The organism is Burkholderia sp. BCC0506, from assembly GCF_902833145.1.
Lineage (GTDB): Bacteria > Pseudomonadota > Gammaproteobacteria > Burkholderiales > Burkholderiaceae > Burkholderia.
This window is the reverse complement of sequence record NZ_CADFEN010000003.1, coordinates 485078-508219: the sequence shown is the minus strand read 5'-3', so window position 1 is coordinate 508219 and position 23142 is coordinate 485078. Positions and strand designations below refer to the sequence as shown.

The following is a 23142-nucleotide window of genomic DNA, read 5'->3' as shown; positions in this document are numbered from 1 at the left end:
CATGGTGAATGCCTCCGATCGTTTCCGTATTCAGCGAAATGCATGCCACCGTACCGGGACCGTTGACGCCATTGCGATTCGTGCTCGAGCGTTGCGAATAGTGAGCGAAAACGCTCGAAAATGTTTCAGGCGTGAAACGAGGGGGCTCGGGAATACTGCTGATTCAACCGATACGCTTCAAGGATGAAAATCGGCGCGTGTGTTGATGACGAAACCCTTTGCTGCGCATGTGCTATGTGCAGAGGATTGATGTGCATCGACCTCCTGAGCGATTCGGCCGCATCGCCATCGGCACTGAAACGGGTTTGTCGTATTCGGTGCCTATAACCAAGCTGTGTTGATCAAAAAAACTGGACGCGAGATAAGCGCCATCATGCGAGGCCATGTCGTTGCCGCGCATCGGCATGGCGAATCGAGCCACCTTGGGCTGACCCGATTCGATCCTTTTGCACGTGACCTGACGCGTGCGGCAATCGTTAGACGGTTGATGAACGGGGTGAGCATATGGGAGCCGATCAGCGGCACGTGATCTACTATTCGCGCGAACCGAACGACGCGTTGCGCGGCCATTTCGACGAATGCGGCTGGCGCGTCGATCTTGCCGAGACCGTGCGCGACGTGCGGCGCGTCGTGCAGCACGGCGTGGCGACCGCCGGCCTGCTCGATTTCTCGCCGGGCTTCAAGCCGTCGGATCTGCGCGAACTCGAATCCTGCCTGAGCATCCACCACATCGGCTGGATCGCGGCGACGCGGCGCGGCCAGTTGCAGGACGCGACGCTGCGCCATCTCATTCGCGACTATTGCTTCGACTACCTGACGATGCCGTACGAAACGGCACGAATCGTCGAGACCGTCGGCCATGCGCACGGCATGGTCGCACTGACCGATCCCGTTGCGCCGCCCGTCGGCGCCGGGCGCAGCGAAGGCGAGATGGTCGGCACCTGCGATGCGATGCTCGGGCTCTTCAGGACGATCCGCCGTGTCGCGGCGACCGACGCGCCGGTGTTCATCTCCGGCGAGTCGGGCACGGGCAAGGAGCTGACGGCGGTCGCGATTCACGAGCGTTCGTCGCGCGCGCACGAGCCGTTCATCGCGATCAATTGCGGGGCGATACCGCCGACGCTGCTGCAGGCCGAACTGTTCGGCTATGAACGCGGCGCGTTCACCGGCGCGAACCAGCGCAAGATCGGCCGCGTCGAGGCGGCCAACGGCGGCACGCTGTTTCTCGACGAGATCGGCGATCTGCCGCTCGAAAGCCAGGCGAGCCTGTTGCGCTTTCTGCAGGAAGGCAAGATCGAACGGCTCGGCGCGCACGTGTCGGTGCCGGTCGACGTACGCGTGATCTGCGCGACGCACGTGGACATGGAAGCGGCGCTGCGCGAAGGGCGCTTTCGCGAGGACCTGTTTCACCGGCTGTGCGTGCTGAAGATCGAGGAGCCGCCGCTGCGCGCGCGCGGCAAGGACATCGAGGTGCTCGCGCGCCACATGCTCGAGCGCTTCAAGGGCGATGCGCATCGCCGCCTGCGCGGTTTTTCGCCTGACGCGGTCGCGTCGCTGTACGGCTATTCGTGGCCGGGCAACGTGCGCGAGCTGATCAACCGCGTGCGCCGCGCGATCGTGATGTCGGAAGGCCGGATGATCACGGCGGCCGATCTCGAACTGAACGACTATGCGATGCTCGCGCCGGTGTCGTTGCTGGAGGCGCGCGAGGCGGCCGAGCGGCAGGCGATCGAGCAGGCGCTGCTGCGCCATCGCGGCCGTTTTGCGGATGCGGCGCGCGAACTGGGCGTCTCGCGCGTCACGCTCTACCGGCTGATGTGCGCGCACGGCATGCGCGACCGCGGCGACACGCTGGGAGGGTTTTCGGCACCGTTGCCGGAGCTGCCGCGGCACGCTTGCTAAAATTGGCGGGTACGGCCGCCCTCGCGGCCGAAGGAACCCGCATGAAACAGTATCTCGATCTCGTTCGTACCATTCTCGATACCGGCACCTGGCAGGAGAACCGCACGGGGATCCGCACCATCAGCATGCCGGGCGCGATGCTGCGCTTCGACCTGCAGCAAGGCTTCCCGGCCGTGACGACCAAGAAGCTCGCGTTCAAGTCCGCGATCGGCGAGCTGGTCGGCTTCCTGCGCGCGTCGCGCAGCGCGGCCGATTTCCGTGCGCTCGGCTGCAAGGTGTGGGATGCGAACGCGAACGAGAACGCGCAGTGGCTGGCTAACCCGTATCGCCAGGGCGTCGACGATCTCGGCGACGTATACGGCGTGCAATGGCGCCAGTGGCCGGGCTACAAGGTTCTCGACGCGAGCGCCGACGCGCAGATCGCCGATGCGACGCGTCGCGGCTTCCGGATCGTCACGCGGTTCGACGAGGACGGCGCGCCGAAGGTGCTGCTGTACAAGGCGATCGATCAACTGCGCCAGTGCCTCGACACGATCATGGAGAACCCGTCCGATCGCCGCATCCTGTTTCATGCGTGGAATCCGGCCGTGCTCGACCAGATCGCGCTGCCCGCGTGCCATCTGCTGTACCAGTTCCTGCCGAACGCGACGAAGCGCGAGATCTCGCTGTGCCTGTACATCCGCAGCAACGACGTCGGCCTCGGCACGCCGTTCAACCTGACGGAAGGGGCCGCGCTGCTGTCGCTCGTCGGCCGGCTGACGGGCTACACGCCGCGCTGGTTCACGTACTTCATCGGCGACGCGCACATCTACGAGAACCAGCTCGACATGCTGCAGCAGCAGCTCACGCGCGAGCCGTACGAAAGCCCGCGGCTCGAGATTGCCGAGCGCGTGCCCGAGTACGCGAAGACGGGTGTCTATGCACCTGAATGGCTGGAGCAGGTCGAGCCGTCCGATTTCTCGCTCGTCGGCTACCGGCACCATGAGCCGTTGACCGCACCGATGGCGGTCTGATCGCGCGGCCCGGCGCCGCGCGGTTTCATCGATGCGCATCCAAAAAAGCCCGACCGGCTGATACCGGTCGGGCTTTTTGTTTCATGTTTGCGGCACTTACTGTCGATGCCGCTCTTCGTGGCCGCCCGGCGGCGGGTTGCTCGGGTGCGGCGACTCGACGTGCGGCGCCGGCTGCGGCCGTGGTTCCATCCGCGGGGCGGGCATCGACGGACGCGGTTCCATGCGCGGCGCCGGTTGCGGATGCGGCTCCATGCGCGGCGCCTGCGGCTGCGGACGCGGCATGTCGTGCACGGCAGGCGCCGGCGGACGGTACTCGTTCACGCGCGGCGGCGCGACTTCGCGATGCGGCGCCGGCTGAGCGAAGTCCGGGCGCGGTTGCGGCGCGGGGGCGGCCCGTTCCGATTGCGGCAGCGGCTGCGTGTGCCGGGCTGGCGTCGGGAAATCGGGGCGCGGACGCGGTTGCGGAATCTGCGCGGTATGGTCGGGCTGCGGCTGCGGCTGCGGCTGCGTGCGCGGCGCGTCGTTGCGGCCGCCGGGCTGTGCACTCTGCGGTGCCGGCGCGCCGCCCGGATGCGGCACCGCGGCGCTGCGCACCGGCGGCAGCGCATTCTGTCCCGCCGCGTGCAGCGCGGTGGGTGGCGCGGCGCGTTGACGTTCCATCGGCGTGTGCGGCTGCATCCACGCGGGCGACGGCGTGTTGGCTGCGTGCGCATTCCCGGCCCCCGACGGCACGTCGTTCGCGCCCGGCGGATGGGGGACGCCGTTGCCGGGCGCGAACGCCTGATGCGGCATCGGGTTGCCGGGGGCCTGCGGCGTACCGCCATTGGCGAAACGCGGCGCGTTGGGGCTTTCGCCGTTCGCCGGCCGCGCGACATTCGGCATGCCCGGCATCGGTGCGCCCGGCCGACCCGCCTGCTCGCCGGGCGGCTGGCCTTCGCGCGGCGCGCGGGCCGGCTGCACGACCGGACCGTGCGGATTCACGAGCTGCACGTTGTGCATTGCCCAGGCGCCGCCGCCCGGCTTGCCCGCGACCCGGACCGGGCGAGCCGTGTAGTCGGCCGGCACGTTCGTCTTCACGACGGGCGCGCCGGCGCCCGGTACGCGCCCGCCTTGCTGCGCGAGGTGCGCGGCGGCCTGGTCGCGATACGCGGCCGGCACGGCCGGATTGCGCGTCGCGACGTACGGGTGCTGCGCGATCGCCGCCGGCGGGCGATAGCTGGCCGTGCGCAGGCCGCCGGTGAAGCTCTGGCGCACCGGCGCGATGCCGGGCGTGCCGGGCACGACGTGCGCGTTGCGCCATTGCTGCGGATCCACGTGCTGCGAGAAGTGCGCGACCGGCTGGCCGTGCACGAACGCGGACGCCGGCACGGCCGTGATCGCGTGCGGCGCGCGGAAGTTCACGTACGTCTTGTTGATGTTGGTGATATTGGTGATGTTCGTCACGTTCACGGTCTTGTTCACGTTGACGTTGTTCACCACGATGTTGCGATTGACGCGGTCGTAGTAGTGCGGGCTCCAGCCGCCCCAGCTGGGGTGCCACGGCTCGCCCGGGCCGAGCGCGAACCATGCGCAGCCTGCCGCGGCGACGCCGCCGACCGTGAGCGCGACGCTCCAGTCGGACCCGCCGCCGCCGCCGCCCACGAACGCGACGAGCGCCGGCGCGTAGACGGGCGGCTGGCTGACGACCATCGGGCCCGGCACCCATGCCCAGCTGTCGTCCACGTAAGCCCAGCGGCCGTAGTGATACGGCGCGAAGCCCCACGGCGCGTCGTCGACCCAGGTCCAGCCCCACGGCGCCTGCCAGATCCAGTGACCGTCGTGATACGGCGCCCAGTCGGCCGGCGTGTCGTTCGGCACCCAGACGGCGCCGTAATTGGGGGTTTCGCGCCACGTGCCGTTCGCGTCGAGATCCTGGTAGCCGGGCATGTCGCGGGACACGTAGCGGGCCGACACCGAGCGTTCTTCGGCCGCGTCGCGGCTCGCGGCCCACTGGTCGAGCGGGTCGGGGCCCGGTGCGGCCGATTGCTGCGCGACCTGCAGGTCGGTGCCGGTGAACACGACCTGCTGCCCGGGCGACAGCGGGTACTGTCCGTTGCTGCCGTAGACGGTCGCGCTGCCGCTGCGCACCGTCACCGTCGTGCTCGCGCCGTTCGGGGCGACGTCGACGCGATAGTCGCCGGGGGCCGTGATGCCGAGCGCGAGGTTCGGCGTGTCGATCTCGTACGATCCGCCGGGCGGCAGCGCGCGCACGTGCGTCGACACGGTGCCGAGCCCCACTTTCAACTGCGTCGTCGTGTCGTCGAGGTTCAGCACCGACAGGCTCGTCGATTCGCCGAGCCGCACCGCGGTCGAGCCGATGTGCAGCTCCGAGCGCGCGCCGGCATCGTTCCAGAGCTGGTCGCCGGTGGTCAGCGGCCGGTTCACCGCCGCATACGACCAGGTATCGGTGCCGGCCGGTTCGGTCGTCACGGCGCCCGACAGGTAATTGAGCCGCGCGACGCGGCCGGGCGGGTCGCCGCCCGATTGCCGTGCCGCGGCCGTATTCGGCGGCGCGTCGGCCGATTGCGCGAAGACGGGCGGCAGCGCCGCCAGCGCGACGAACGCGAGCAGCGTGTAGCGGGCGGTGCGCTTGAGCGTGAACAGGGTGGCCATGGTGAGCGTCATCGTTGTGATCGCGGCGCGTCGATTCGTGCCGTCCAGTTCACAATATCCGCTTGGCCTGTTTCAAGGCACGGTGTTTTGTAAGTCGAATGGCACGCGATGTAACAAAACCTGTCCATCGCGCGCCGTTGTCGTGCCGCTGCAATGCCGGCGTCAAGCGGACGTAAGCCACGCGTCGAAAACCTGCTGCCCGGGCACCGTGACGCGCAGCACGCGCGGGCGGGCGGTGCGCTCGATCCAGCCCTGTGCGCAGAAGCTTTCGAGCAGCGCCGCGCCGAGTGCGCCGCCGAGATGCGAGCGCCGCTCGCTCCAGTCGAGACAGCCGCACGCAAAGCGGCGTCGGCGCGTGCGCTGCTGCGCGACGTCGATGCCCCATTGCGCGAGTGCCTGCGTGCCGAGCTCGGTGGTCTCGATCGCGTCGCCGTCGGCGAGCAGCCAGCCGCGCGCGGTGAGCCCGTCGAAGATACGCACCGCCAGCTCGCCGGCCATATGGTCGTAGCAGGTACGTGCATAGCGCAGCTCGGCCGGGACCGTGCGCGACGGCGGCGGAACCGGGCGATGCGGCGCGGCCGCGCGGGCGACGTTCGCGAGCGCTTCGAGCGCGGCGGCGATGTCGGCCGACGCGATGCGGTAGTAGCGATGCCGGCCGCGCACGTCGAGCGCCAGCAGGCCGCCCTCGGTCAGGCGGGCGAGGTGCGCGCTGGCGGCGGACGGCGACAGTCCCGCGATCATCGTCAGTTCGCCGGCCGGTCGCGCGCTGCCGTCCATCAGCACCCACAGCATCGCGGCGCGGCCGGGATCGGCGATCAGTGCGGCGATGCGGCTCAGGCCCGGAAAATGGTGGTCGTCTTGATCGGTCATCGTCGTGTCTCGTCGAGCGGGATGAGCGGTAGTGTAGTCGGTGCGGGCATTCGATGTTTCGCTTCCGGATGAAATGTCGGATGCACCGGCGCCGTCCCGGCGCGGACCGGCCTGCGGGCCGTCGCGGGGTACGCGTAGAATGGCCGCGAGCGGCGGCAGCGGGCCGCCGCATGTGACGCGATGCAACGATGAAGACGATTTTCTGTATGTTGGCCGCCGCGCTGGTGTGCGCGGCCTGTGCGTCCGGCGGCGGCGCGGGCGCGACCGGCGAACGCGGCGGCAGTATCGAGATGTACGGGACGATCGATCAGGGCATCACGGTGCGCCGCTGACCGGCGCCGATCCGCGGGCGAGCCGGCATGACTGCCGGAGCCCCGTCACGCGGGGCTTGCCGCGACGCGTTGCCGCACTGCAACGTATAATGGCCCGATCACAGCGCCCCCGCCGCCTGGAGCCAGAACAATGCCCCCATCGTCCCCCGTGCCGGCCGCCCTCGACCGCACCGAAACCGTATTCCGCTTCCTTGCCGAGCCTTCGTCCGTGAACTTCGGCGGCAAGGTGCATGGCGGCGCGCTGATGAAGTGGATCGACGAGGTCGCGTATGCATGTGCGGCCGTCTGGTCGAGCCGCTATTGCGTGACGGTCAGCGTCGGCAACATCCGTTTCCAGCGTCCGATCCTGGTCGGCAATCTGGTCGAGCTGAAGGCGCGCGTCGTCGCGACGGGCCGCACCAGCATGCACATCCACGTGTCGGTGCACGCCGGCGATCCGAAGGGCGGCGTGCTGCGTCAGACGACCGATTGCCTCGTCGTGTTCGTCGCGGTCGACGAGAACGGCAATCCGGTGCCGGTGCCGCCGTTCGTGCCCGAAACCGACGAGCAGCGGGTGCTCGCGAAATATGCGGCCGACGTGCGGGCCGCGCTCGACAAGATCGTCGAGATGAAGCCGGAAGAAGTCGCGAAGGGCACCGTCTGAGTGCCGCGGGCGCCGCGCTCGTCGCGCGGCGCCCGTCGTCCTGCCGTTACCGCGTCCCGATCATCTGCTCGGGGCGCACCCATGCATCGAATTCCGCCTCGGTCAGGTAGCCGAGCGCGAGCGCGGCCGCCTTCAGCGTCGTGCCTTCCTTGTGCGCCTTCTTCGCGATCTGCGCGGACTTGTCGTAGCCGATGTGCGGATTGAGCGCCGTCACGAGCATCAGCGATTCGTTCAGCAGCAGGTCGATCCGCGCGCGGTTCGGCTCGATGCCCACCGCGCAGTGATCGTTGAAGCTCTGCGCGCCGTCGGCGAGCAGCCGCACCGACTGCAGCACGTTGTGCGCGATCATCGGCCGGAACACGTTCAGCTCGAAATTGCCGCTCGCGCCGCCGACGTTGACCGCGACGTCGTTGCCGAACACCTGGCAGCACAGCATCGTCACGGCTTCCGACTGCGTCGGGTTCACCTTGCCCGGCATGATCGAGCTGCCCGGCTCGTTTTCCGGAATCGACAGTTCGCCGAGCCCGCAGCGCGGCCCGCTCGCGAGCCAGCGCACGTCGTTCGCGATCTTCATCAGGCCGGCCGCGACCGTCTTCAGCGCGCCGTGCGCGAAGACGAGCGCATCGGCGGCGGCCATCACCTCGAACTTGCTCGGCGCCGTCACGAACGGCAGCTTCGCGAGCCGGCCGATTTCGTCGGCCACGCGCACCGCGAACTCCGGATGCGCATTCAGCCCCGTGCCGACCGCGGTGCCGCCGAGCGCGAGCTCGTACAGGTGCGGCAGCGCCGATTCGACGTGACGGATGCCCTGGTCGAGCTGCGCGACATAGCCGGAGAACTCCTGGCCGAGCGTGAGCGGCGTGGCGTCCTGCAGGTGCGTGCGGCCGATCTTCACGATGTCGGCGAACGCCTTCGATTTCGCGTCGAGCGTCGCGCGCAGCGTACGCAGCGCCGGCAGCAGGTGATTGACGATCGCGTACGCGGCCGCGACGTGCATCGCGGTCGGGAACACGTCGTTCGACGACTGGCCGCGGTTCACGTCGTCGTTCGGATGAACCTTGCGCGCTTCGCCGCGCTCGCCGCCCATCAGCTCGCTCGCGCGATTCGCGATCACCTCGTTGAGGTTCATGTTGGTCTGCGTGCCGGAGCCCGTCTGCCACACCGCGAGCGGGAATTCGCGCGGATGCTTGCCGGCGATGATCTCGTCGGCGGCTTCGATGATCGCGCGCGCCTTGTCGTCGGCGAGCACGCCGAGCGACTGGTTGACGGCCGCCGCGGCGCGCTTGACGATCGCGAGCGCGTGGATCAGCTCGGGCGACTGCTTCTCCGTCGAGATCCGGAAATTCTGCAGCGAGCGCTCGGTCTGCGCGCCCCAGAGCCGGTCGGCCGGCACGGCGATCTCGCCGAACGTGTCGCGTTCCATCCGAACTGCTTCATTCATGATGCACTCCTCCGGGAAAGGGGAAAGGCCGCGCGACGTCGCGCGGCGTCAGGCGTAATCAGCGTATCGTGAGTCAGTCGCGCCGCTCGCGCGGCGTCTCGGGGTGTTAGACCGACAAGCATAGCGCCGGCCGCGATTTCGCGTCGTGTGACGCCGGGGGCCCGTTCCTAGCGCGCCGCCGCGATGAGCGAGGCGGTCTTGCGGTGAAAGCGCCATGCCATCAGCGCGGCGACGCTCGCGAGCCCGGCCGCGAGCCCCCACCACAGGCCGCGCGCGCCCAGACCCGCGTGGAATGCGAACCAGTAGCCGGTCGGGAAGCCGATGCCCCAGTAGCCGAAGGTCGCCGCGAGCATCGGGATGCGCGTGTCCTTCAGGCCGCGCAGCGCACCGGACCCGACGGTCTGCATCCCGTCGACGATCTGGAACACCGCGGCGATGCCGAGCAGCGACGCGGCGAGCGACACCGTGGCCGCGTTGGCGGGGTCGTCGAGGTGCAGGTACAGGCCGACGATCGTATGCGGCGCGACGATCATCACGAGGCCCGACAGCGACATGAAGCCGACGCCGAGCGCGAGCGCGACGAAGCCCGCGTGCCGCGCGGCGACGGGCGAGCCCGCGCCGATCCAGTAGCCGACGCGAACATTGGCCGCCTGGCCGATCGCGAGCGGCACCATGAACGATACCGACGCGACGTTCAGCGCGATCTGGTGCGCGGCGAGCGACGTCGCGCCCAGCACGCCGACCGTCAGGCCGGTGGCGAGGAACAGCGTCGATTCGACTCCGTACGTGATCGCGACCGGCCAGCCGATGCCGATCAGCTCGCCCATCACGGGCAGCTTCGGGCGCGCGGCGGTCACGAAATGACGGAAGCGCTGCCGGCCGTGCAGCAGCCAGATGAGGGCGAGTGCGGTGAGCCAGATCGTGATCGTCGTCGCGACGGCCGAGCCGAGAAAGCCGAGGCGCGGCAGCCCGAATGCGCCGTGGATCAGCCCGTAGTTCAGCACGCCGTTGACGCCGACGCCGCCGATCGACACCCACAACAGCCGTCGCGCGGCGCCGATCGCCGGCAGGAACGCGCGCATCAGCCCGACGCCGATCAGGCTGCCGAGCGCCGCGAAGCGCAGGATGCCCGTGTATTCGCCGACGTGATGCGCGAGCAGCGGTGGCTCGTGGAACATCAGCAGGATCGGTTCGGCGAGCGACAGCGCGACGATGGCCGGAATCGCGAGCAGCACGGACAGCGCGAAGCCCGTCCAGTAGATGTGCGGCACGCGATGCTCGGCCCGCGCGCCGCGCGCATGCGCGACGCTCACGCTGACCGACGACAGCACGCCTTGCAGGATCGTCACGATGACGAAGAAGAAGTTCGCGCCGAGCCCGCCGGCGGCGAGCGAATCGGGGCCGAGCGAACCGAGCAGCACCGTGTCGGTGACGCTCATCGCCATCTGGGACAGTTGCGCGATCGCGAGCGGGGCGGCGAGGCGCGCGGTATCGGCGGCATGACTGGACAGGGACGGCGGCGCGACGGCCGTCCGCGTAAGACCGGAATGCGACATGGAATGGGCGCTCGCACGGGTGCGGGCCCGCGCGCGATGTATTTATTTTGAGAGACGGCTAGCTTACGGCTTTATTCGTACCGTGTCGAACGCGCGCGCCGATGGCCATGTCAGGGGCAGGGGAACCCTCCAGGGCCCTATGCCTCGCGTACCGCGATGCGCGTGTCGCCGAACAGCACGACCTGGCCCGCGCGAATCTTGCAGGTCTTGCGAAGTTCGACCGCGCCGTCGACTTTCACGGCGCCGGACGCGACGATCAGCTTCGCGGTGCCGCCGCTGTCCGCGAGGCCGGTGATCTTGAGAAGGTTGTGCAGCTCGACGTATTCGCCGGTCAGCGTGAAATCCAGATTGGGCATGACGAGGAAGGTGCGCGACGCGCAGGAGGAAACGCTCCGCATCATACGGCACCGCGGGCGGGCACGCGAGCGCGGCCGGCCGCCGGCGGATGTAAAGGACTGTGAGCGATTCGTCAGCAAATGAAACGGTGGGTAACAGTCTGAGAGATCGGCGAACCGGTCGCGCCGGCCGCCGGTCTTCTGTCGTACCTGCCGCGTGTTGCGGCGGGGGACGCGACGGGCCGCATCACGGCGGTTCGAGCGCACAACTTCTCGAGGAGAATTGCCATGTCCAAGATTCGTACGATGCTGATCGGTGCCGCGCTGACGGCGTTCGCCACTTCGGCCGCATTCGCCCAGACGGGCACGACGGCGCAAGGTGCCGCCGGTGCCGGCGTGCAGGCGCAGACGCCGGCGGCAGGGGCCGGCGCAGGCGTGCAGGGCGGCGCAGGCGCGAACGCGTCGGGCAATGCGGCGGGCGGTGCGACCGATGCGGTCGGCGCGGCAGCCGATGGCGCGAAGGATACGACGTCGTCGGCCGTCCATTCGACCAAGAAGCATACGAAGCATGCGGCGAAATCGGCCAAGGGCCATGCGGGTTCGGCCAAGGCGAAGGCCGACGAGGCGGCCGAAGGCGGTGCATCGGTCGGCGCGCAGGGCGGTGCGTCGGCCCAGGGCGCCACGCAGTAAGCGGCGCCCGGCGCCGTCGCGACGCTCGCCTTCCGAGGGCGCGTCGCGACGGGCGATCGTCCGAAGGCCCGGTTCGCTTTATGCGAACCGGGCCGTTTTCGTGGGGGATGCGTTCAGCGGGACGGGCGCGCGGTCACGGCCGGCGCGGGCCTTGCCCTTGTCCCTGCCCCTGGGCCGGCCGCACGGCGGCCGGTGTGAACACGCTGCGCAGCCACGCGGCGAGCCGCGCGAACACGTCGTACGGTTCCTCGACGAAGATCTCCGGCTTCAGCAGCCGCAGGTATTCCATGATCTGCTGCGCCTCCTGCTTCTGGAACGAGCCGTGCGCGAGGCCGAGCCGCAGCAGCCCGCGCAGCTCGCCGAGCTTGTCGCGCGCGGTGCTGCCGACGCTCATCTCGCACGCGAGCTTGGCCTCGTAGATCCGCTGTCGCAGCGATTCCGCGAGCCGCCACGCAGGCGTCTGCATCACTTCCTCGAGCGTCTGGATGTCTTGCGCCGCGCCCTTGATCTGCGACGCGAGCGGGTCGATCAGCGACGCGTCGCCCTGCGCTTCGGCGACGATCGCCTTCGCCCAGTCGCGGCATGCCTTCGCGAGTTCGTCGGGCGTCCATTCGGAGCGCGACGCGAAGCCGAAGCCGAATTCGCCGGCCTGTCGCATCAGGATCGCGACGACGTCCGGAAATTCCTTGTCGAGCGTGCGCTTGGCCCACGCGTACTGGCCGCCCTGCAGCATCCGCTGCACGGCGTGCTCGGTCAGCGGCACCATGTTGTCGAGCAGCTTGGCGCGCAGGAAATCCTCGAACGACGGCGTCGCGAATTGCGGGTCGAGTTTCAGCGACACGCGGACGAACGCGTCGTAGTCCTTGCGCAGGGACTCGAGTGTGTCGTCCTTGAGGGAAAGCGTGATCTGGCCCATGAATCGTCTCGATGGCGGCCCGCGCAAGCCGGCGCCGGCGCGGCGCACCGGGGCGGGCGCGGCATCGACGGACCGGTGCGCGCCGAGGCCGGTGGCGGGTCTTCACCCGCTATATCGGCGCGCCGGGCGGAAACTTGAGCGCGGTCGGCCGAGCGCGTGCTCAGGCCGGCAGCCAGTGCGGGAGGACGACCCCTTGCCACAGGAAGAACACCACGAGCCCGGCGGCGATCGTCACGAGCGGGCGGCGGGTCGCGGCCGACACGAGCACGGCCGCGAGCGCGCCGACGAGCTGCGGATTGCGCCAGGTCAGCTCGGCCGTGCCGCCGTGCGGCGAGACCGTCATCGGCACGATGATCGCGGTCAGCACGGTGACCGGCACGAAGCCGAGCGCGGTCCGCACGAGCGGCGGGAACGTCAGCCGCTCGCCGAACAGGAACAGCGTCGAGCGGATCGCGTACGTGATGACGGCCATGCCGAGGATCAACAGTGCGTAGCTCACGATGCGGCCTCCGGGCGCGAGCCGGCACGCGTGCGATCGTGCAGCAGCGTGAGCGCCACCCCGATCGCGACGCCGGCGGCGACCGCGCCGAGCAGCCCGAGCTTGTACGGCCAGCCCTGCCAGAAGTACGCGAGCGTGCCGGCCGTGGCGGCCGCCGCGAAATAGCGCAGCGTGCCGAGCTGCGGGACGACGATCGCGATGAAGGTCGCCGCCATCGCGAAATCGAGGCCGAGCGACTGCAAGCCCGGGAACGCCGCGCCGAAGCCGATGCCCGCGAGCGTCCAGACCTGCCAGTTCAGGTACATCGCGAGCCCCGAGCCGAAAAAGTAGTGGGGGCCGATCGTGCCGGGCGGGTAGTGCCGGTAGTGTCCGTATGCGACCGCGAACACCTCGTCGGTCATCAACGCGCCGAGCGTCGCGCGCCAGCGCAGCGGCAGATGCGCGACGTAGGGCGCGAGCGTCGCGCTGTACAGCAGGTGGCGCAGGTTCACGATCAGTGTCGTGGCGAGCACGACGACGAAACTCGCGCTGCCGGCGATCAGGCCGAGCGCGATGAACTGCGCGGAGCCCGCGAACACGGCGAGCGACATCAGTGCGCCGTGCCATGCGGCGAGCGGGCCGCCGCCGATAAGCGTGCCGAAAATCACGCCGAACGGTGCGGCGCCGACCATCATCGGAATCGTGTCGCGCGCGCCGTCGAGCCATTCGTTGAGCGGGCGGCGCGGGGGTGATGCGGGTGTCTTGTTCAAGAAGCGCTCCTCCATGCGCTGGAGGATAGCGGGCCGATGGCGGGCCGGCTTGTATGTTCTTGCGCTCGCCGCGCCGGTGCCTGAGTTCGAATGCCGGTGGCGCGGGTCGCGGCGTGGCGGACGGCCGCGGGAAGCCGCGCGTCAGCTCGCCTGCCAGCGCCCGGGCGGCACGCCGAACATCCGTTTGAAATGCCGGGTGAAATGGCTCTGGTCGACGAAGCCGCTGGCCGCCGCGACTTCGGCGACGGGCACGCCCGCGCGCAGCGGCGCCAGCGCACGCTGCAGCCGCAGCTGGTTGCGCCACGCATGCGGCGGCATGCCGGTCGTTCGCGTGAACAGGCGCGCCGCGTGAAACGGCGACAGGCCCGCCGCCTGCGCGACGTCGTCGAGCGTCACCGTGGACATCAGGTCGGCGGCGAGCCGTTCGCGCATCGCGTCGACGCGCGGTTCGTCGGCCGCGAGCCGCACCGGCTGCGGCCGCGCGTCGGCGTGGCGCGCGATCAGCGTCGACAGCGCGTCGAGCATCGCGGTTTCGGCGGCGAGCGGATCGTAGACGCGCGGCGCGCCGGTGGCCGGGGCGCCGGCCGCTGGTTCTCCGGCCGTCCGATCATCGGTCGGCTGCCGCGGCGCCTGCGCACGCGATGACAGCGCGGGCTCGCTGCCGGCTTCCAGCATCCGGTGCGCCCGCGTGAGCCGGGCCGCGAGATCGGGGTCGCGGATCACGTCGGGGGCAAACCACGGCGCATCCTGCGGGCGGCCCGCGATTGCGCTGGCGAGGCCGCGGATGAATTCGACCGGCATGTAGCTGACGCGATAGCACCAGCCCTCGTCGGTCGCACGCGAGCCCGTGTGCACTTCGCCGGGATTGATCACGGGCACGGTGCCGGTTTCGGCGACATGGCCGGTCCCGCGATAGGTGAAGCGTTCCGCGCCTTCGAGAATCACGGGGATCGTGTATGCGTCGTGCCAGTGGGGCGCGAACGTGTGATCGCGATAGGTGGCCGTGAGCAGATCCGCGTTCGGCACGAGCGGCGTGCGCCAGTAGCGTGCGGAATCGGGAAGGCGGGTGACGGGCATGATCGGGCGCGGGAGCGGTCGAACCGACAGTGTATCGCTCGCGCGCCCGGCGAGTGCGGGCTTACTTGAGCGGAATCGTCGTGCCGGCCGGCATCGGCACCGCGGTCACCGCGTTCTTCGGGCTGCCGCTGACGATACGGTCGCTGTAGGTCAGGTAGACGATCGTGTTGCGTTTCTTGTCGACCACGCGCACGACGTGCAGCGTCTTGAAGATGAACGACATGCGTTCGCTGAAGACGTCGGTCTGCTGCTTGAGCGGTTCCTTGAAGCTGATCGGGCCGACCTGCCGGCACGCGATCGACGCTTCGCTCGGATCCTCGGCGACGCCGAGCGTGCCCTTGATCCCGCCGGTGCGGGCGCGCGACACGTAGCAGGTCACGCCATTCACGACCGGATCGTCATAGGCCTCGACGACCACGCGGTCGGAGCCCGTGACGCGGAAATGGGTGTTGACGCTGCCGACTTCCTCCGCACGCGCGAACGGGGCCGCGGCGAATGCGCAGAGCAGGAGGGCAACGGGGGTGAGACGGGGGAGGCGATGCTTCATCGACGGAACCGGATGCGAATGCGGGACGGAAACTCTAGCATGCGCATGACCGGGCCACGAGAAGCAAAAGGAAGGATAGGTGGCCGGAAAAACAAAAGGCCCGTCGAATGACGGGCCTTTCGCTATCTGGCTCCCCGACCTGGGCTCGAACCAGGGACCTACGGATTAACAGTCCGGCGCTCTACCGACTGAGCTATCGGGGAATAAATCGGTACATCTGCGTGTTGTCTGTTCCAACAAAAAACCCGTCCACTTTCAACGGGCCTTTGCGTTTTTGGCTCCCCGACCTGGGCTCGAACCAGGGACCTACGGATTAACAGTCCGGCGCTCTACCGACTGAGCTATCGGGGAACAAACAAGCAACAGCAGAGAAACGAGATTGTATGGAGTGTTCGCTAACCTGTCAACACTTTGGAGCCGCGGCGCATAAAAATTTTTTGCGGCCGCCGCGCGATCAGCGCTCGAGCAGGTGCAGCTTGTCCTGCACGTCCTTCCACTCGTCCGCGTCGGCCGGCGCCGGCTTGGTCTTCGTGATCGACGGCCAGTTCTTCGCCAGCTCGGCGTTCAACGCGGTGAACTGCTGCTGGTCGCCCGGAACGTCTTCTTCGGCATAGATCGCATTGGTCGGGCACTCGGCGACGCACACGGCGCAGTCGATGCACTCGTCCGGATCGATGGCGAGAAAGTTGGGACCTTCACGGAAGCAATCCACCGGGCACACATCCACGCAATCCGTGTACTTGCACTTGATGCAGCCTTCGGTCACAACGTGAGTCATTAAAACGCTCCTGCTTGGCGGTATATATGGGGTGGCGTTTGCGCCAAAAGCGGCATTGTAACTGAAGCGCAAAACCCGCATGACGTGGTCGGCTATCCGGCTTATATCGTTTCGTGATTAGTTTATGGGATGCGCAACGCGGATACCCGCACACCGGGCACCGGCGCGACGCCGCAGGGCGGCGGGGCGGTTTCACGATGGTCCGGCCCGCATTCGGGTAACATGATCGACAGACCGGGCGGCGCGCGGTGCGCCGGGGCCCGGTCACGATATTGGCGGTACCGTCATCATGATCATCACTTCGCTGCTGGACACGGATCTCTACAAGTTCACGATGATGCAGGTCGTCCTGCATCACTTCCCCGCTGCCAACGTCGAATACCGTTTCCGGTGCCGCACGCCCGGCGTCGATCTCGTGCCGTACATCGACGAGATTCGCGACGAGGTGCGCGGCCTGTGCTCGCTGCGCTTTTCCGACGTCGAACTCGACTACCTGCGGCGGATGCGCTTCATCAAGAGCGACTTCGTCGACTTCCTCGCGCTGTTCCACCTGAACGAGAAATACATCTCGGTCACGCCGTCGCCGAAGGGCAACGGCGAGATCGACATCGTGATCGAGGGGCCGTGGCTGCATACGATCCTGTTCGAGATCCCGGTGCTCGCGATCGTCAACGAAGTCTATTTCCGCAACACGCAGCGCGAGCCCGACTATCGAGAAGGCCGCGAACGGCTGCGCGAGAAGATCAAGCTGCTCGGCGCGAAGCCCGAATTCGCCGACTGCAAGATCGCCGACTACGGCACGCGCCGACGCTTCTCGAAGGTCTGGCACGAGGAAGTCGCGCTCACGCTGCGCGACGGGCTCGGCCCGCAGTTCGCGGGCACGAGCAACGTGCTGTACGCGATGAAGCACGGCATCACGCCGCTCGGCACGATGGCGCACGAGTACCTGCAGGCGTGCCAGGCACTCGGCCCGCGGCTGCGCGATTCGCAGATCTACGGCTTCGAGATGTGGGCGAAGGAATATCGCGGCGACCTCGGGATTGCGCTGTCGGACGTCTACGGCATGGATGCGTTCCTGAACGACTTCGACATGTACTTCTGCAAGCTGTTCGACGGCGCGCGCCACGATTCGGGCGATCCGTTCGACTGGGGCGAGCGGATGCTGCGCCATTACGAGGCGAACCGGTGCGATCCGCGCACCAAGGTGCTCGTGTTCTCGGATGCGCTCGACATCCCGAAGGTCATGCAGCTGTACGAACGGTTCCGCGGCCGCTGCAAGCTCGCGTTCGGCGTCGGCACCAACCTCACCAACGATCTCGGCTACGTGCCGCTGCAGATCGTGATCAAGATGGTTCGCTGCAACGGCCAGCCGGTCGCGAAGCTGTCCGATTCGCCGGGCAAGAGCATGTGCGACGACAAGGCGTATCTCGCGTACCTGCGGCAGGTGTTCGGCATCGCGCAGCCGGTCGAGGAAGACGCGTCGAAGTAGGCGTCGGCCGTTCGGCCGAAGGTGCGTCGCAGCAGGAGCGGCCGGTATAATCCGACGTATTGCACGCCAACGTCACGAGGACCGTTCATGGACACTTCCGCTGCCCGTCGCCAGATCCTCGCACGCATCCGCGCGGCGCAGGGGCGCGCGGCCGAACCCGATGCAGCGGAGCGCGACGGCGTCGCCGACTATCTCGCCCGTCATCCGCAGGGCCCGCGTCCGCCGGCGCCGGCCGATCTCGTCGCCGCTTTCGTCGACGAAGCGGGGCGCCTGTCCACCACGGTCGACGAAGTCGCGACACTGGCCGACGTGCCCGCCGCCGCTGCCCGCTATCTCGCCGCTCATGGCCTGCCGACGCAGGCCGTCGCATGGCGCACGCTGGCCGATTTCGACTGGGCCGGCGCCGGCCTGTCGGTCGAGTGCCGCAAGCCGCGCGACGGCGATCTCGTCGGCCTGACCGGCTGCTTCTGCGCGACCGCCGAGACGGGCTCGCTGGTATTGCTGTCCGGCCCCGACACTGACGCATCGACCGGCCTGCTGCCGGAAACCCACATCGCGATCGTGCCGGCGTCGCGCATCGTCGCCGGTCATGAAGACGCGTTCGCGCTGATTCGCGCGGAGCGCGGCGAACTGCCGCGCGCAGTCAATTTCGTGTCGGGCCCGTCGCGCACGGGCGACATCGAGCAAACGATCATTCTGGGCGCACACGGTCCGTACCGCGTGCACGCGATCGTCGTAAGGGGCGCCTGACGCGCCCGCTGCATTCACGCTCTACTCGAACAAGGAAGATCTGCATGAAACGACATGCCGCCTGGGCGGGCATGGCGTCGGGAATCGCGCTTGGCGCTGCTCCCGCGCTCGCATCGGCCGCCACGCTCGACGGTGCCTCGCTGTCCGCGCTCTGGGGCATCCCGTTCGCCGGGATCCTGCTGTCCATCGCGCTGTTCCCGCTCGTGGCCCCCGTGTTCTGGCATCACCACTTCGGCAAGATCGCGGCCGGCTGGGCAATCGTGTTCCTGGCGCCGTTCGCGGTCGCGTTCGGCGCCGGCGCCGCGTTCGGCACGCTCGTGCATGCGCTGCTCGAGGAATACATTCCGTTCATCGTGCTGCTCACCGCACTCTACACGGTCGCGGGCGGCATCTGCGTGAACGGCAATCTGCACGGCTCGCCGAAGCTCAATACCGCGATCCTCGCGCTCGGCACGCTGCTCGCGAGCGTGATGGGCACGACGGGCGCCGCGATGCTGCTGATCCGGCCGCTGCTGCGCGCCAACGACAACCGCAAGCACGTCGTGCACGTCGTGATCTTCTTCATCTTCCTCGTCGCGAACGCGGGCGGCTCGCTGTCGCCGCTCGGCGATCCGCCGCTGTTCCTCGGCTTCCTGAACGGCGTGAGCTTCTTCTGGACGACCACGCATCTCGCGCTGCCGATGCTGTTCATCTGCGTGGTACTGCTGACGCTGTTCTTCGCGCTCGATACGTACTTTTACCGGAAGGGCGGCGAGGAGCGGCCGGCCGCGCTCGATCCGACGCCCGACGGCGCGGCGCTGTCGATCGACGGCAAGATCAACTTCGTGCTGCTCGCGGCCGTGATCGCGCTCGTGCTGATGAGCGGCGTGTGGAAGCCGGGCATAACGTTCGACGTGTGGGGCACGCACGTCGCGCTGCAGAATCTCGTGCGCGACGTCGCGCTCGTGGCGGTGACGCTCGCGTCGCTCGCGCTGACGCCGCGTTCCGCGCGCGAGGGCAACGCGTTCAACTGGGCGCCGATCGAGGAAGTCGCGAAGCTGTTCGCGGGCATCTTCGTGACGATCGCGCCGGTGATCGTGATCCTGCGCGCGGGCGCAGGCGGTGCATTCGCGCAGATCGTCCACCTCGTCACGGGCCCCGACGGCAAGCCGATCGACGCGATGTACTTCTGGGCGACGGGCATCCTGTCGTCGTTTCTCGACAATGCGCCGACCTATCTCGTGTTCTTCAACCTCGCGGGCGGCGACGCGCAGGCGCTGATGACGACCGGCGCGTCGACGCTCGCGGCGATTTCCGCCGGCGCGGTATTCATGGGCGCGAACAGCTATATCGGCAACGCGCCGAACTTCATGGTGAAGGCGATCGCCGAATCGCGCGGCGTGAAGATGCCGAGCTTCTTTGCGTACGTCGGCTGGGCGCTCGTCGTGCTGATACCGGTATTCCTGCTGACGTCGTGGCTTTTCTTCACGGCGTAAGCTGACGATTTTCAACCCCGAGCGGGCGATCCACGCGGCGCATGGCGCGCCGCGATCCGTCCGCGGCATGCGGAGATGGCGATGCAGAAGATCCTGGTCGCGCGTCCGATCTTTCCGGACGTGATCGAGCGGCTCAAGCAGTATTTCGAAGTCGACTGGAACGACGGCGACGCGCTCGCGCCCGATGCGCTCGCCGCGCGTCTGGCCGACAAGGACGGCGCGCTGACGGCCGGCGACCCGGTCGGCGCGGCCACGCTCGCGGCGGCGCCGCGCCTGCGCGTCGTGGCGAACATGGCGGTCGGCTACAACAACTTCGACATGGCCGCGTTCAACGCGGCGAACGTCCTCGGCACCAACACGCCGGACGTGCTGAACGAATCGACCGCCGATTTCGGCTGGGCGCTGATGATGGCCGCCGCACGCCGGATCGCCGAATCCGAACACTGGCTGCGCGCCGGTCACTGGCAGAAGTGGGCGTACGACGGCTTCCTCGGCGCCGACATCCACGGCTCGACGCTCGGCGTCATCGGCATGGGCCGCATCGGCCAGGCGCTCGCGCGCCGCGCGCGCGGCTTCGGGATGCAGGTGATCTATCACAACCGCTCGCGGGTCGCGCCCGAGATCGAGGCCGAACTGAGTGCCGAATACGTGTCGAAGGATGCGCTGCTCGCGCGCGCCGATCATGTCGTGCTCGTGCTGCCGTACACGAAGGAGAACCATCACACGATCGGCGCGGCCGAGCTCGCGAAGATGAAACCCACGGCGACGCTGACCAACATCGCGCGCGGCGGAATCGTCGACGATGCGGCGCTGGCCGTCGCGCTGCGCGACGGGACGATCGCCGCGGCCGGTCTCGACGTGTACGAGGGCGAGCCGAGCGTGCATCCGGCGCTGCTCGAGGTGCCGAACGTCGTGCTGACGCCGCATATCGCGAGCGCGACCGAAAAGACCCGCCGCGCGATGGCGAACCTCGCCGCAGACAACCTGATCGCCGCGCTGGGCGAGGGGCCGCGTGCGGGGCAGCCGCCGAATCCGATCAACCCTGACGTGATCGGGAAGCCGCGCGCATGACGATGACGTTGTTGCTGGCGGCGGTCGTCGTGCTGGCCGTCGCGCTCGCGGTGGCGATCGTCGCGCTCGTGCGCGGCGGCGGCCGCCATGACGATGCGGCCGTGCTCGGCGACCAGATCGAGGACGCCGCGCATGCGCAGGCGCGGGCGGTCGAGCGGCTCGAACGCGAATTGCGCGGCGAGATCGTCGAAAGCGCACGCGGCTCGCGTACCGAGCTGGCCGGCAGCTTCGCCCAGTTGCAGCAGACGCTCGCCGCGCAACTGACGAGTGTGGCGACCGTGCAGAACAACCAGATCGAGGGATTCGCGCAGCAACTCGGCAAGCTCGTCGCCGGCAATGCGCAGCAGTTCGACGCGATGCGCGAGAGCCTGCAGCGGCAGGCCCAGCAGGCGCGCGAGGAACAGACGGGCGCGCTGCGGCTGTTCGGCGACACGTTGCACCGGCAGCTCACGCAACTGACCGAGGCGAACGACCGGCGGATCGGCGAAGTGCGTGCGACGCTCGAGCAACGGCTGAAGGAAATCGAGACGAATAATGCGGCCAAGCTCGAGGAGATGCGCCGCACCGTCGACGAGAAGTTGCACGCGACGCTCGAGCAGCGGCTCGGCGAATCGTTCAAGCTCGTGTCGGACCGGCTCGAGCAGGTGCATCGCGGGCTCGGCGAGATGCAGACGCTCGCGGCCGGCGTCGGCGACCTGAAGAAGGTGCTGACCAACGTGAAGACGCGCGGCACCTGGGGCGAAGTGCAGCTCGAGGCGCTGCTCGAACAGATGCTGACGCCCGACCAGTACGCGAAGAACGTCGCGACGGTGCCGAAGAGCACCGAGCGCGTCGAATTCGCGATCCGGCTGCCGGGGCGCGACGCCGGCACGCGCGACGCGTCGCCGGTGTGGCTGCCGATCGACGCGAAATTCCCGCGCGAAGACTACGAGCGGTTGATCGACGCGCAGGAGCGTGCCGATGCGCTGGCGGTCGAGGAGGCGGCGCGCGCGCTCGAAGCGCGGGTGCGGATGGAAGCGCGCACGATCGCCGAGAAGTACGTCGCGCCGCCGCACACGACCGATTTCGCGCTGCTGTTCCTGCCGACCGAAGGGCTCTATGCGGAGATCCTGCGCCGCCCGGGGCTGACCGACCTGCTGCAGCGCGACTATCGCGTGACGGTCGCGGGGCCGACCACGCTCACCGCGTTGCTGAACAGCTTGCAGATGGGGTTCCGCACGCTCGCGATCGAGCAGCGCTCGAGCGAGGTATGGCAGGTGCTCGGTGCGGTCAAGACGGAGTTCGGCAAGTTCGGCGACGTGCTCGCGCGTACGAAGGCGCAGCTCGAAACGGTCACGCGCTCGATCGAGTCCGCCGAGCAGCGCACGCGCGTGATGAGCCGCAAGCTGAAGCAGGTCGAGGCGCTGCCGGGCGACACGGCGGCCGGGCTGCTCGGCGCGGAAGGGGCCGAAGGCGCCGATGCGGACGATGCGTGACGCGCGTGGCCGGTAGCCGTCGGACGAGAAAACGGGCGCCGCGGCGCCCGTTTCCTTTGCGGCGATACCCGGCGCGGCCGGCCCGCGCTCAATGCGCGGCGAGCGTGTCCAGTGCGTCGCCCGTCACGCGCACGATGCGCCACTCCGGCAGCACGGTCGCGCCCATCTTCTCGTAGAAATCGATCGCCGGCTGGTTCCAGTCGAGGACCGACCATTCGAAGCGCCCGCAACGACGCTCGACGGCGAGTGCCGCGAGATGGCGCAGCATCGCGGTGCCCAGGCCCGTGCCGCGCTGCGACGGCTGCACGTACAGATCCTCGAGGTAGAGCCCGCGGCGGCCGAGGAACGTCGAATAGTTGTGGAAGAACAGCGCGTACGCGACGATCGCGCCGTCGCGTTCGGCCACCAGCGCTTCGGCAGCCGGGTGCGCGCCGAACAGTGCGTCGGCGAGATCGGCCTCGGTCGCGACGAACAGCGCGGTGAGCTTTTCGAACTCGGCCAGTTCGCGCATCAGCGCGAGGATCGCGCCGACGTCGCGCGCTTCGGCCGCGCGGATCAGCGGCGTGCCGCTCACGCTTCCTCCGGCGGATCGGACAGCACGATCTCGATGCCGCCGAAACGCGACGCGACCCAGTTGTACGCGTGGCACGCGATCCACAGCAGCACGAAACCGAGGATTGCGTTCAGCAGCAGCGCGCTCAGGATCGTGCTCAGTTCGACCATCCCGTAGCGGATATACGCGACCAGAATGCCGAGCAGCACGATCGGCACGCTGAACGTCAGGTAGACGAGAATCAGCGCTTTCGCGGTCTGCCCCGCGGCGATCGACGAGATTTGTTTCTTCATGTGTGGATTGCCCCCGTAGAGATATACCGATTGGAA

Annotated in this window: 23 protein-coding genes and 2 tRNA genes; 10 read left to right on the top strand and 15 right to left on the bottom strand. The window is 68.5% G+C overall.

What is annotated here, in order from left to right; genetic code table 11:
• Window positions 1-504 precede the first annotated feature (504 nt).
• Together HWX62_RS09625 and HWX62_RS09620 are read left to right on the top strand one after the other, a co-directional pair.
• Window positions 505-1902: a sigma-54 dependent transcriptional regulator gene (locus HWX62_RS09625; RefSeq protein WP_175929662.1), complete on the top strand. Its 1398-nt coding sequence runs from the start codon at window positions 505-507 to the stop codon at window positions 1900-1902.
• A 41-nt stretch (window positions 1903-1943) separates the two neighbouring features.
• Complete coding sequence (locus HWX62_RS09620) at window positions 1944-2915, top strand: thymidylate synthase (protein WP_059836744.1); 972 nt, start codon at window positions 1944-1946, stop codon at window positions 2913-2915.
• Between the two features lie 96 nt (window positions 2916-3011).
• Here HWX62_RS09620 and HWX62_RS09615 read toward each other — a convergent pair whose 3' ends face one another.
• Window positions 3012-5579, bottom strand: coding sequence for a DUF6600 domain-containing protein (locus HWX62_RS09615; RefSeq protein WP_244136003.1), 2568 nt, complete (start codon window positions 5577-5579; stop codon window positions 3012-3014).
• 150 nt (window positions 5580-5729) lie between these two features.
• On the bottom strand, window positions 5730-6437 hold the full coding sequence (locus HWX62_RS09610; protein ID WP_175929661.1) for a helix-turn-helix transcriptional regulator: 708 nt from the start codon (window positions 6435-6437) through the stop codon (window positions 5730-5732).
• 188 nt (window positions 6438-6625) lie between these two features.
• Here HWX62_RS09610 and HWX62_RS09605 point away from each other — a divergent pair, with 188 nt between their 5' ends.
• Window positions 6626-6769: a hypothetical protein gene (locus tag HWX62_RS09605; protein WP_175929660.1), complete on the top strand. Its 144-nt coding sequence runs from the start codon at window positions 6626-6628 to the stop codon at window positions 6767-6769.
• A gap of 130 nt (window positions 6770-6899) precedes the next feature.
• Window positions 6900-7412: an acyl-CoA thioesterase gene (locus HWX62_RS09600; protein ID WP_175929659.1), complete on the top strand. Its 513-nt coding sequence runs from the start codon at window positions 6900-6902 to the stop codon at window positions 7410-7412.
• Between the two features lie 46 nt (window positions 7413-7458).
• Here HWX62_RS09600 and fumC read toward each other — a convergent pair whose 3' ends face one another.
• The 3 genes from fumC to HWX62_RS09585 form a co-directional block, all read right to left on the bottom strand.
• Window positions 7459-8853 carry a class II fumarate hydratase gene (gene fumC / locus HWX62_RS09595; protein ID WP_175929658.1) on the bottom strand — a complete coding sequence of 465 codons (1395 nt, stop codon included), beginning with the start codon at window positions 8851-8853 and terminating at the stop codon, window positions 7459-7461.
• Window positions 8854-9020: 167 nt separating this feature from the next.
• Window positions 9021-10409, bottom strand: coding sequence for a multidrug efflux MATE transporter NorM (norM, locus tag HWX62_RS09590; protein ID WP_175929657.1), 1389 nt, complete (start codon window positions 10407-10409; stop codon window positions 9021-9023).
• 137 nt (window positions 10410-10546) lie between these two features.
• Window positions 10547-10765, bottom strand: a complete 219-nt coding sequence (locus tag HWX62_RS09585; RefSeq protein ID WP_175929656.1) for an RNA-binding S4 domain-containing protein — start codon at window positions 10763-10765, stop codon at window positions 10547-10549.
• Between the two features lie 267 nt (window positions 10766-11032).
• Between HWX62_RS09585 and HWX62_RS09580 the strand changes: the two genes are divergently transcribed.
• Entirely contained in the window at window positions 11033-11434 is a 402-nt protein-coding gene (locus HWX62_RS09580) for a hypothetical protein (RefSeq protein WP_175929655.1), read from the top strand.
• Window positions 11435-11567: 133 nt separating this feature from the next.
• Here HWX62_RS09580 and HWX62_RS09575 read toward each other — a convergent pair whose 3' ends face one another.
• The 8 genes from HWX62_RS09575 to fdxA all read right to left on the bottom strand — a co-directional run bounded on the left by HWX62_RS09575 (window position 11568) and on the right by fdxA (window position 16000).
• Window positions 11568-12350: a DUF4088 family protein gene (locus tag HWX62_RS09575; protein ID WP_175929654.1), complete on the bottom strand. Its 783-nt coding sequence runs from the start codon at window positions 12348-12350 to the stop codon at window positions 11568-11570.
• 160 nt (window positions 12351-12510) lie between these two features.
• Window positions 12511-12849 carry an AzlD domain-containing protein gene (locus HWX62_RS09570; RefSeq protein WP_175929653.1) on the bottom strand — a complete coding sequence of 113 codons (339 nt, stop codon included), beginning with the start codon at window positions 12847-12849 and terminating at the stop codon, window positions 12511-12513.
• Window positions 12846-13613: an AzlC family ABC transporter permease gene (locus tag HWX62_RS09565; protein ID WP_175929652.1), complete on the bottom strand. Its 768-nt coding sequence runs from the start codon at window positions 13611-13613 to the stop codon at window positions 12846-12848. The genes HWX62_RS09570 and HWX62_RS09565 overlap by 4 nt, the downstream gene beginning before the upstream one ends.
• 126 nt (window positions 13614-13739) lie before the next feature.
• Window positions 13740-14675 (bottom strand): AraC family transcriptional regulator, encoded by a 936-nt coding sequence (locus HWX62_RS09560; RefSeq protein WP_175929651.1) that lies wholly within the window; start codon window positions 14673-14675, stop codon window positions 13740-13742.
• A 61-nt stretch (window positions 14676-14736) separates the two neighbouring features.
• Window positions 14737-15222 (bottom strand): CreA family protein, encoded by a 486-nt coding sequence (locus tag HWX62_RS09555; RefSeq protein ID WP_175929650.1) that lies wholly within the window; start codon window positions 15220-15222, stop codon window positions 14737-14739.
• Window positions 15223-15349: 127 nt separating this feature from the next.
• Window positions 15350-15425: transfer RNA gene (locus HWX62_RS09550), tRNA-Asn, on the bottom strand.
• Between the two features lie 72 nt (window positions 15426-15497).
• Window positions 15498-15573, bottom strand: a tRNA-Asn gene (locus tag HWX62_RS09545).
• Window positions 15574-15676: 103 nt separating this feature from the next.
• Window positions 15677-16000, bottom strand: coding sequence for a ferredoxin FdxA (gene fdxA, locus HWX62_RS09540; protein ID WP_009688972.1), 324 nt, complete (start codon window positions 15998-16000; stop codon window positions 15677-15679).
• Window positions 16001-16289: 289 nt separating this feature from the next.
• Here fdxA and pncB point away from each other — a divergent pair, with 289 nt between their 5' ends.
• The 5 genes from pncB to rmuC all read left to right on the top strand — a co-directional run bounded on the left by pncB (window position 16290) and on the right by rmuC (window position 22260).
• Window positions 16290-17489: a nicotinate phosphoribosyltransferase gene (pncB, locus tag HWX62_RS09535; RefSeq protein WP_175929649.1), complete on the top strand. Its 1200-nt coding sequence runs from the start codon at window positions 16290-16292 to the stop codon at window positions 17487-17489.
• 87 nt (window positions 17490-17576) lie between these two features.
• Window positions 17577-18239: a lactate utilization protein C gene (locus HWX62_RS09530; RefSeq protein ID WP_175929648.1), complete on the top strand. Its 663-nt coding sequence runs from the start codon at window positions 17577-17579 to the stop codon at window positions 18237-18239.
• 44 nt (window positions 18240-18283) lie between these two features.
• Window positions 18284-19714, top strand: coding sequence for a sodium:proton antiporter (locus HWX62_RS09525; RefSeq protein WP_175929647.1), 1431 nt, complete (start codon window positions 18284-18286; stop codon window positions 19712-19714).
• A gap of 81 nt (window positions 19715-19795) precedes the next feature.
• Window positions 19796-20785, top strand: coding sequence for a D-glycerate dehydrogenase (locus tag HWX62_RS09520; protein WP_175929646.1), 990 nt, complete (start codon window positions 19796-19798; stop codon window positions 20783-20785).
• Entirely contained in the window at window positions 20782-22260 is a 1479-nt protein-coding gene (gene rmuC / locus HWX62_RS09515; protein WP_175929645.1) for a DNA recombination protein RmuC, read from the top strand. Before HWX62_RS09520 ends, rmuC begins: the two co-directional genes overlap by 4 nt.
• A gap of 88 nt (window positions 22261-22348) precedes the next feature.
• Here rmuC and HWX62_RS09510 read toward each other — a convergent pair whose 3' ends face one another.
• On the bottom strand, window positions 22349-22834 hold the full coding sequence (locus HWX62_RS09510) for a GNAT family N-acetyltransferase (protein ID WP_175929644.1): 486 nt from the start codon (window positions 22832-22834) through the stop codon (window positions 22349-22351).
• Window positions 22831-23106 carry a hypothetical protein gene (locus tag HWX62_RS09505; protein ID WP_006476519.1) on the bottom strand — a complete coding sequence of 92 codons (276 nt, stop codon included), beginning with the start codon at window positions 23104-23106 and terminating at the stop codon, window positions 22831-22833. The genes HWX62_RS09510 and HWX62_RS09505 overlap by 4 nt, the downstream gene beginning before the upstream one ends.
• Window positions 23107-23142 lie beyond the last annotated feature (36 nt).

Bases quoted from the DNA above. Each gene is read 5' to 3' on its own strand.
- HWX62_RS09615 (WP_244136003.1), bottom strand. From the start codon at position 5,579: ATGACGCTCACCATGGCCACCCTGTTCACGCTCAAGCGCACCGCCCGC.
- pncB (WP_175929649.1), top strand. From the start codon at position 16,290: ATGATCATCACTTCGCTGCTGGACACGGATCTCTACAAGTTCACGATG.
- HWX62_RS09560 (WP_175929651.1), bottom strand. From the start codon at position 14,675: ATGCCCGTCACCCGCCTTCCCGATTCCGCACGCTACTGGCGCACGCCG.
- HWX62_RS09620 (WP_059836744.1), top strand. From the start codon at position 1,944: ATGAAACAGTATCTCGATCTCGTTCGTACCATTCTCGATACCGGCACC.
- HWX62_RS09605 (WP_175929660.1), top strand. From the start codon at position 6,626: ATGAAGACGATTTTCTGTATGTTGGCCGCCGCGCTGGTGTGCGCGGCC.
- HWX62_RS09610 (WP_175929661.1), bottom strand. From the start codon at position 6,437: ATGACCGATCAAGACGACCACCATTTTCCGGGCCTGAGCCGCATCGCC.
- HWX62_RS09580 (WP_175929655.1), top strand. From the start codon at position 11,033: ATGTCCAAGATTCGTACGATGCTGATCGGTGCCGCGCTGACGGCGTTC.
- HWX62_RS09525 (WP_175929647.1), top strand. From the start codon at position 18,284: ATGAAACGACATGCCGCCTGGGCGGGCATGGCGTCGGGAATCGCGCTT.
- norM (WP_175929657.1), bottom strand. From the start codon at position 10,409: ATGTCGCATTCCGGTCTTACGCGGACGGCCGTCGCGCCGCCGTCCCTG.
- fumC (WP_175929658.1), bottom strand. From the start codon at position 8,853: ATGAATGAAGCAGTTCGGATGGAACGCGACACGTTCGGCGAGATCGCC.
- HWX62_RS09565 (WP_175929652.1), bottom strand. From the start codon at position 13,613: ATGGAGGAGCGCTTCTTGAACAAGACACCCGCATCACCCCCGCGCCGC.
- HWX62_RS09530 (WP_175929648.1), top strand. From the start codon at position 17,577: ATGGACACTTCCGCTGCCCGTCGCCAGATCCTCGCACGCATCCGCGCG.
- fdxA (WP_009688972.1), bottom strand. From the start codon at position 16,000: ATGACTCACGTTGTGACCGAAGGCTGCATCAAGTGCAAGTACACGGAT.
- rmuC (WP_175929645.1), top strand. From the start codon at position 20,782: ATGACGATGACGTTGTTGCTGGCGGCGGTCGTCGTGCTGGCCGTCGCG.
- HWX62_RS09575 (WP_175929654.1), bottom strand. From the start codon at position 12,350: ATGGGCCAGATCACGCTTTCCCTCAAGGACGACACACTCGAGTCCCTG.
- HWX62_RS09555 (WP_175929650.1), bottom strand. From the start codon at position 15,222: ATGAAGCATCGCCTCCCCCGTCTCACCCCCGTTGCCCTCCTGCTCTGC.
- HWX62_RS09585 (WP_175929656.1), bottom strand. From the start codon at position 10,765: ATGCCCAATCTGGATTTCACGCTGACCGGCGAATACGTCGAGCTGCAC.
- HWX62_RS09600 (WP_175929659.1), top strand. From the start codon at position 6,900: ATGCCCCCATCGTCCCCCGTGCCGGCCGCCCTCGACCGCACCGAAACC.
- HWX62_RS09625 (WP_175929662.1), top strand. From the start codon at position 505: ATGGGAGCCGATCAGCGGCACGTGATCTACTATTCGCGCGAACCGAAC.
- HWX62_RS09520 (WP_175929646.1), top strand. From the start codon at position 19,796: ATGCAGAAGATCCTGGTCGCGCGTCCGATCTTTCCGGACGTGATCGAG.
- HWX62_RS09505 (WP_006476519.1), bottom strand. From the start codon at position 23,106: ATGAAGAAACAAATCTCGTCGATCGCCGCGGGGCAGACCGCGAAAGCG.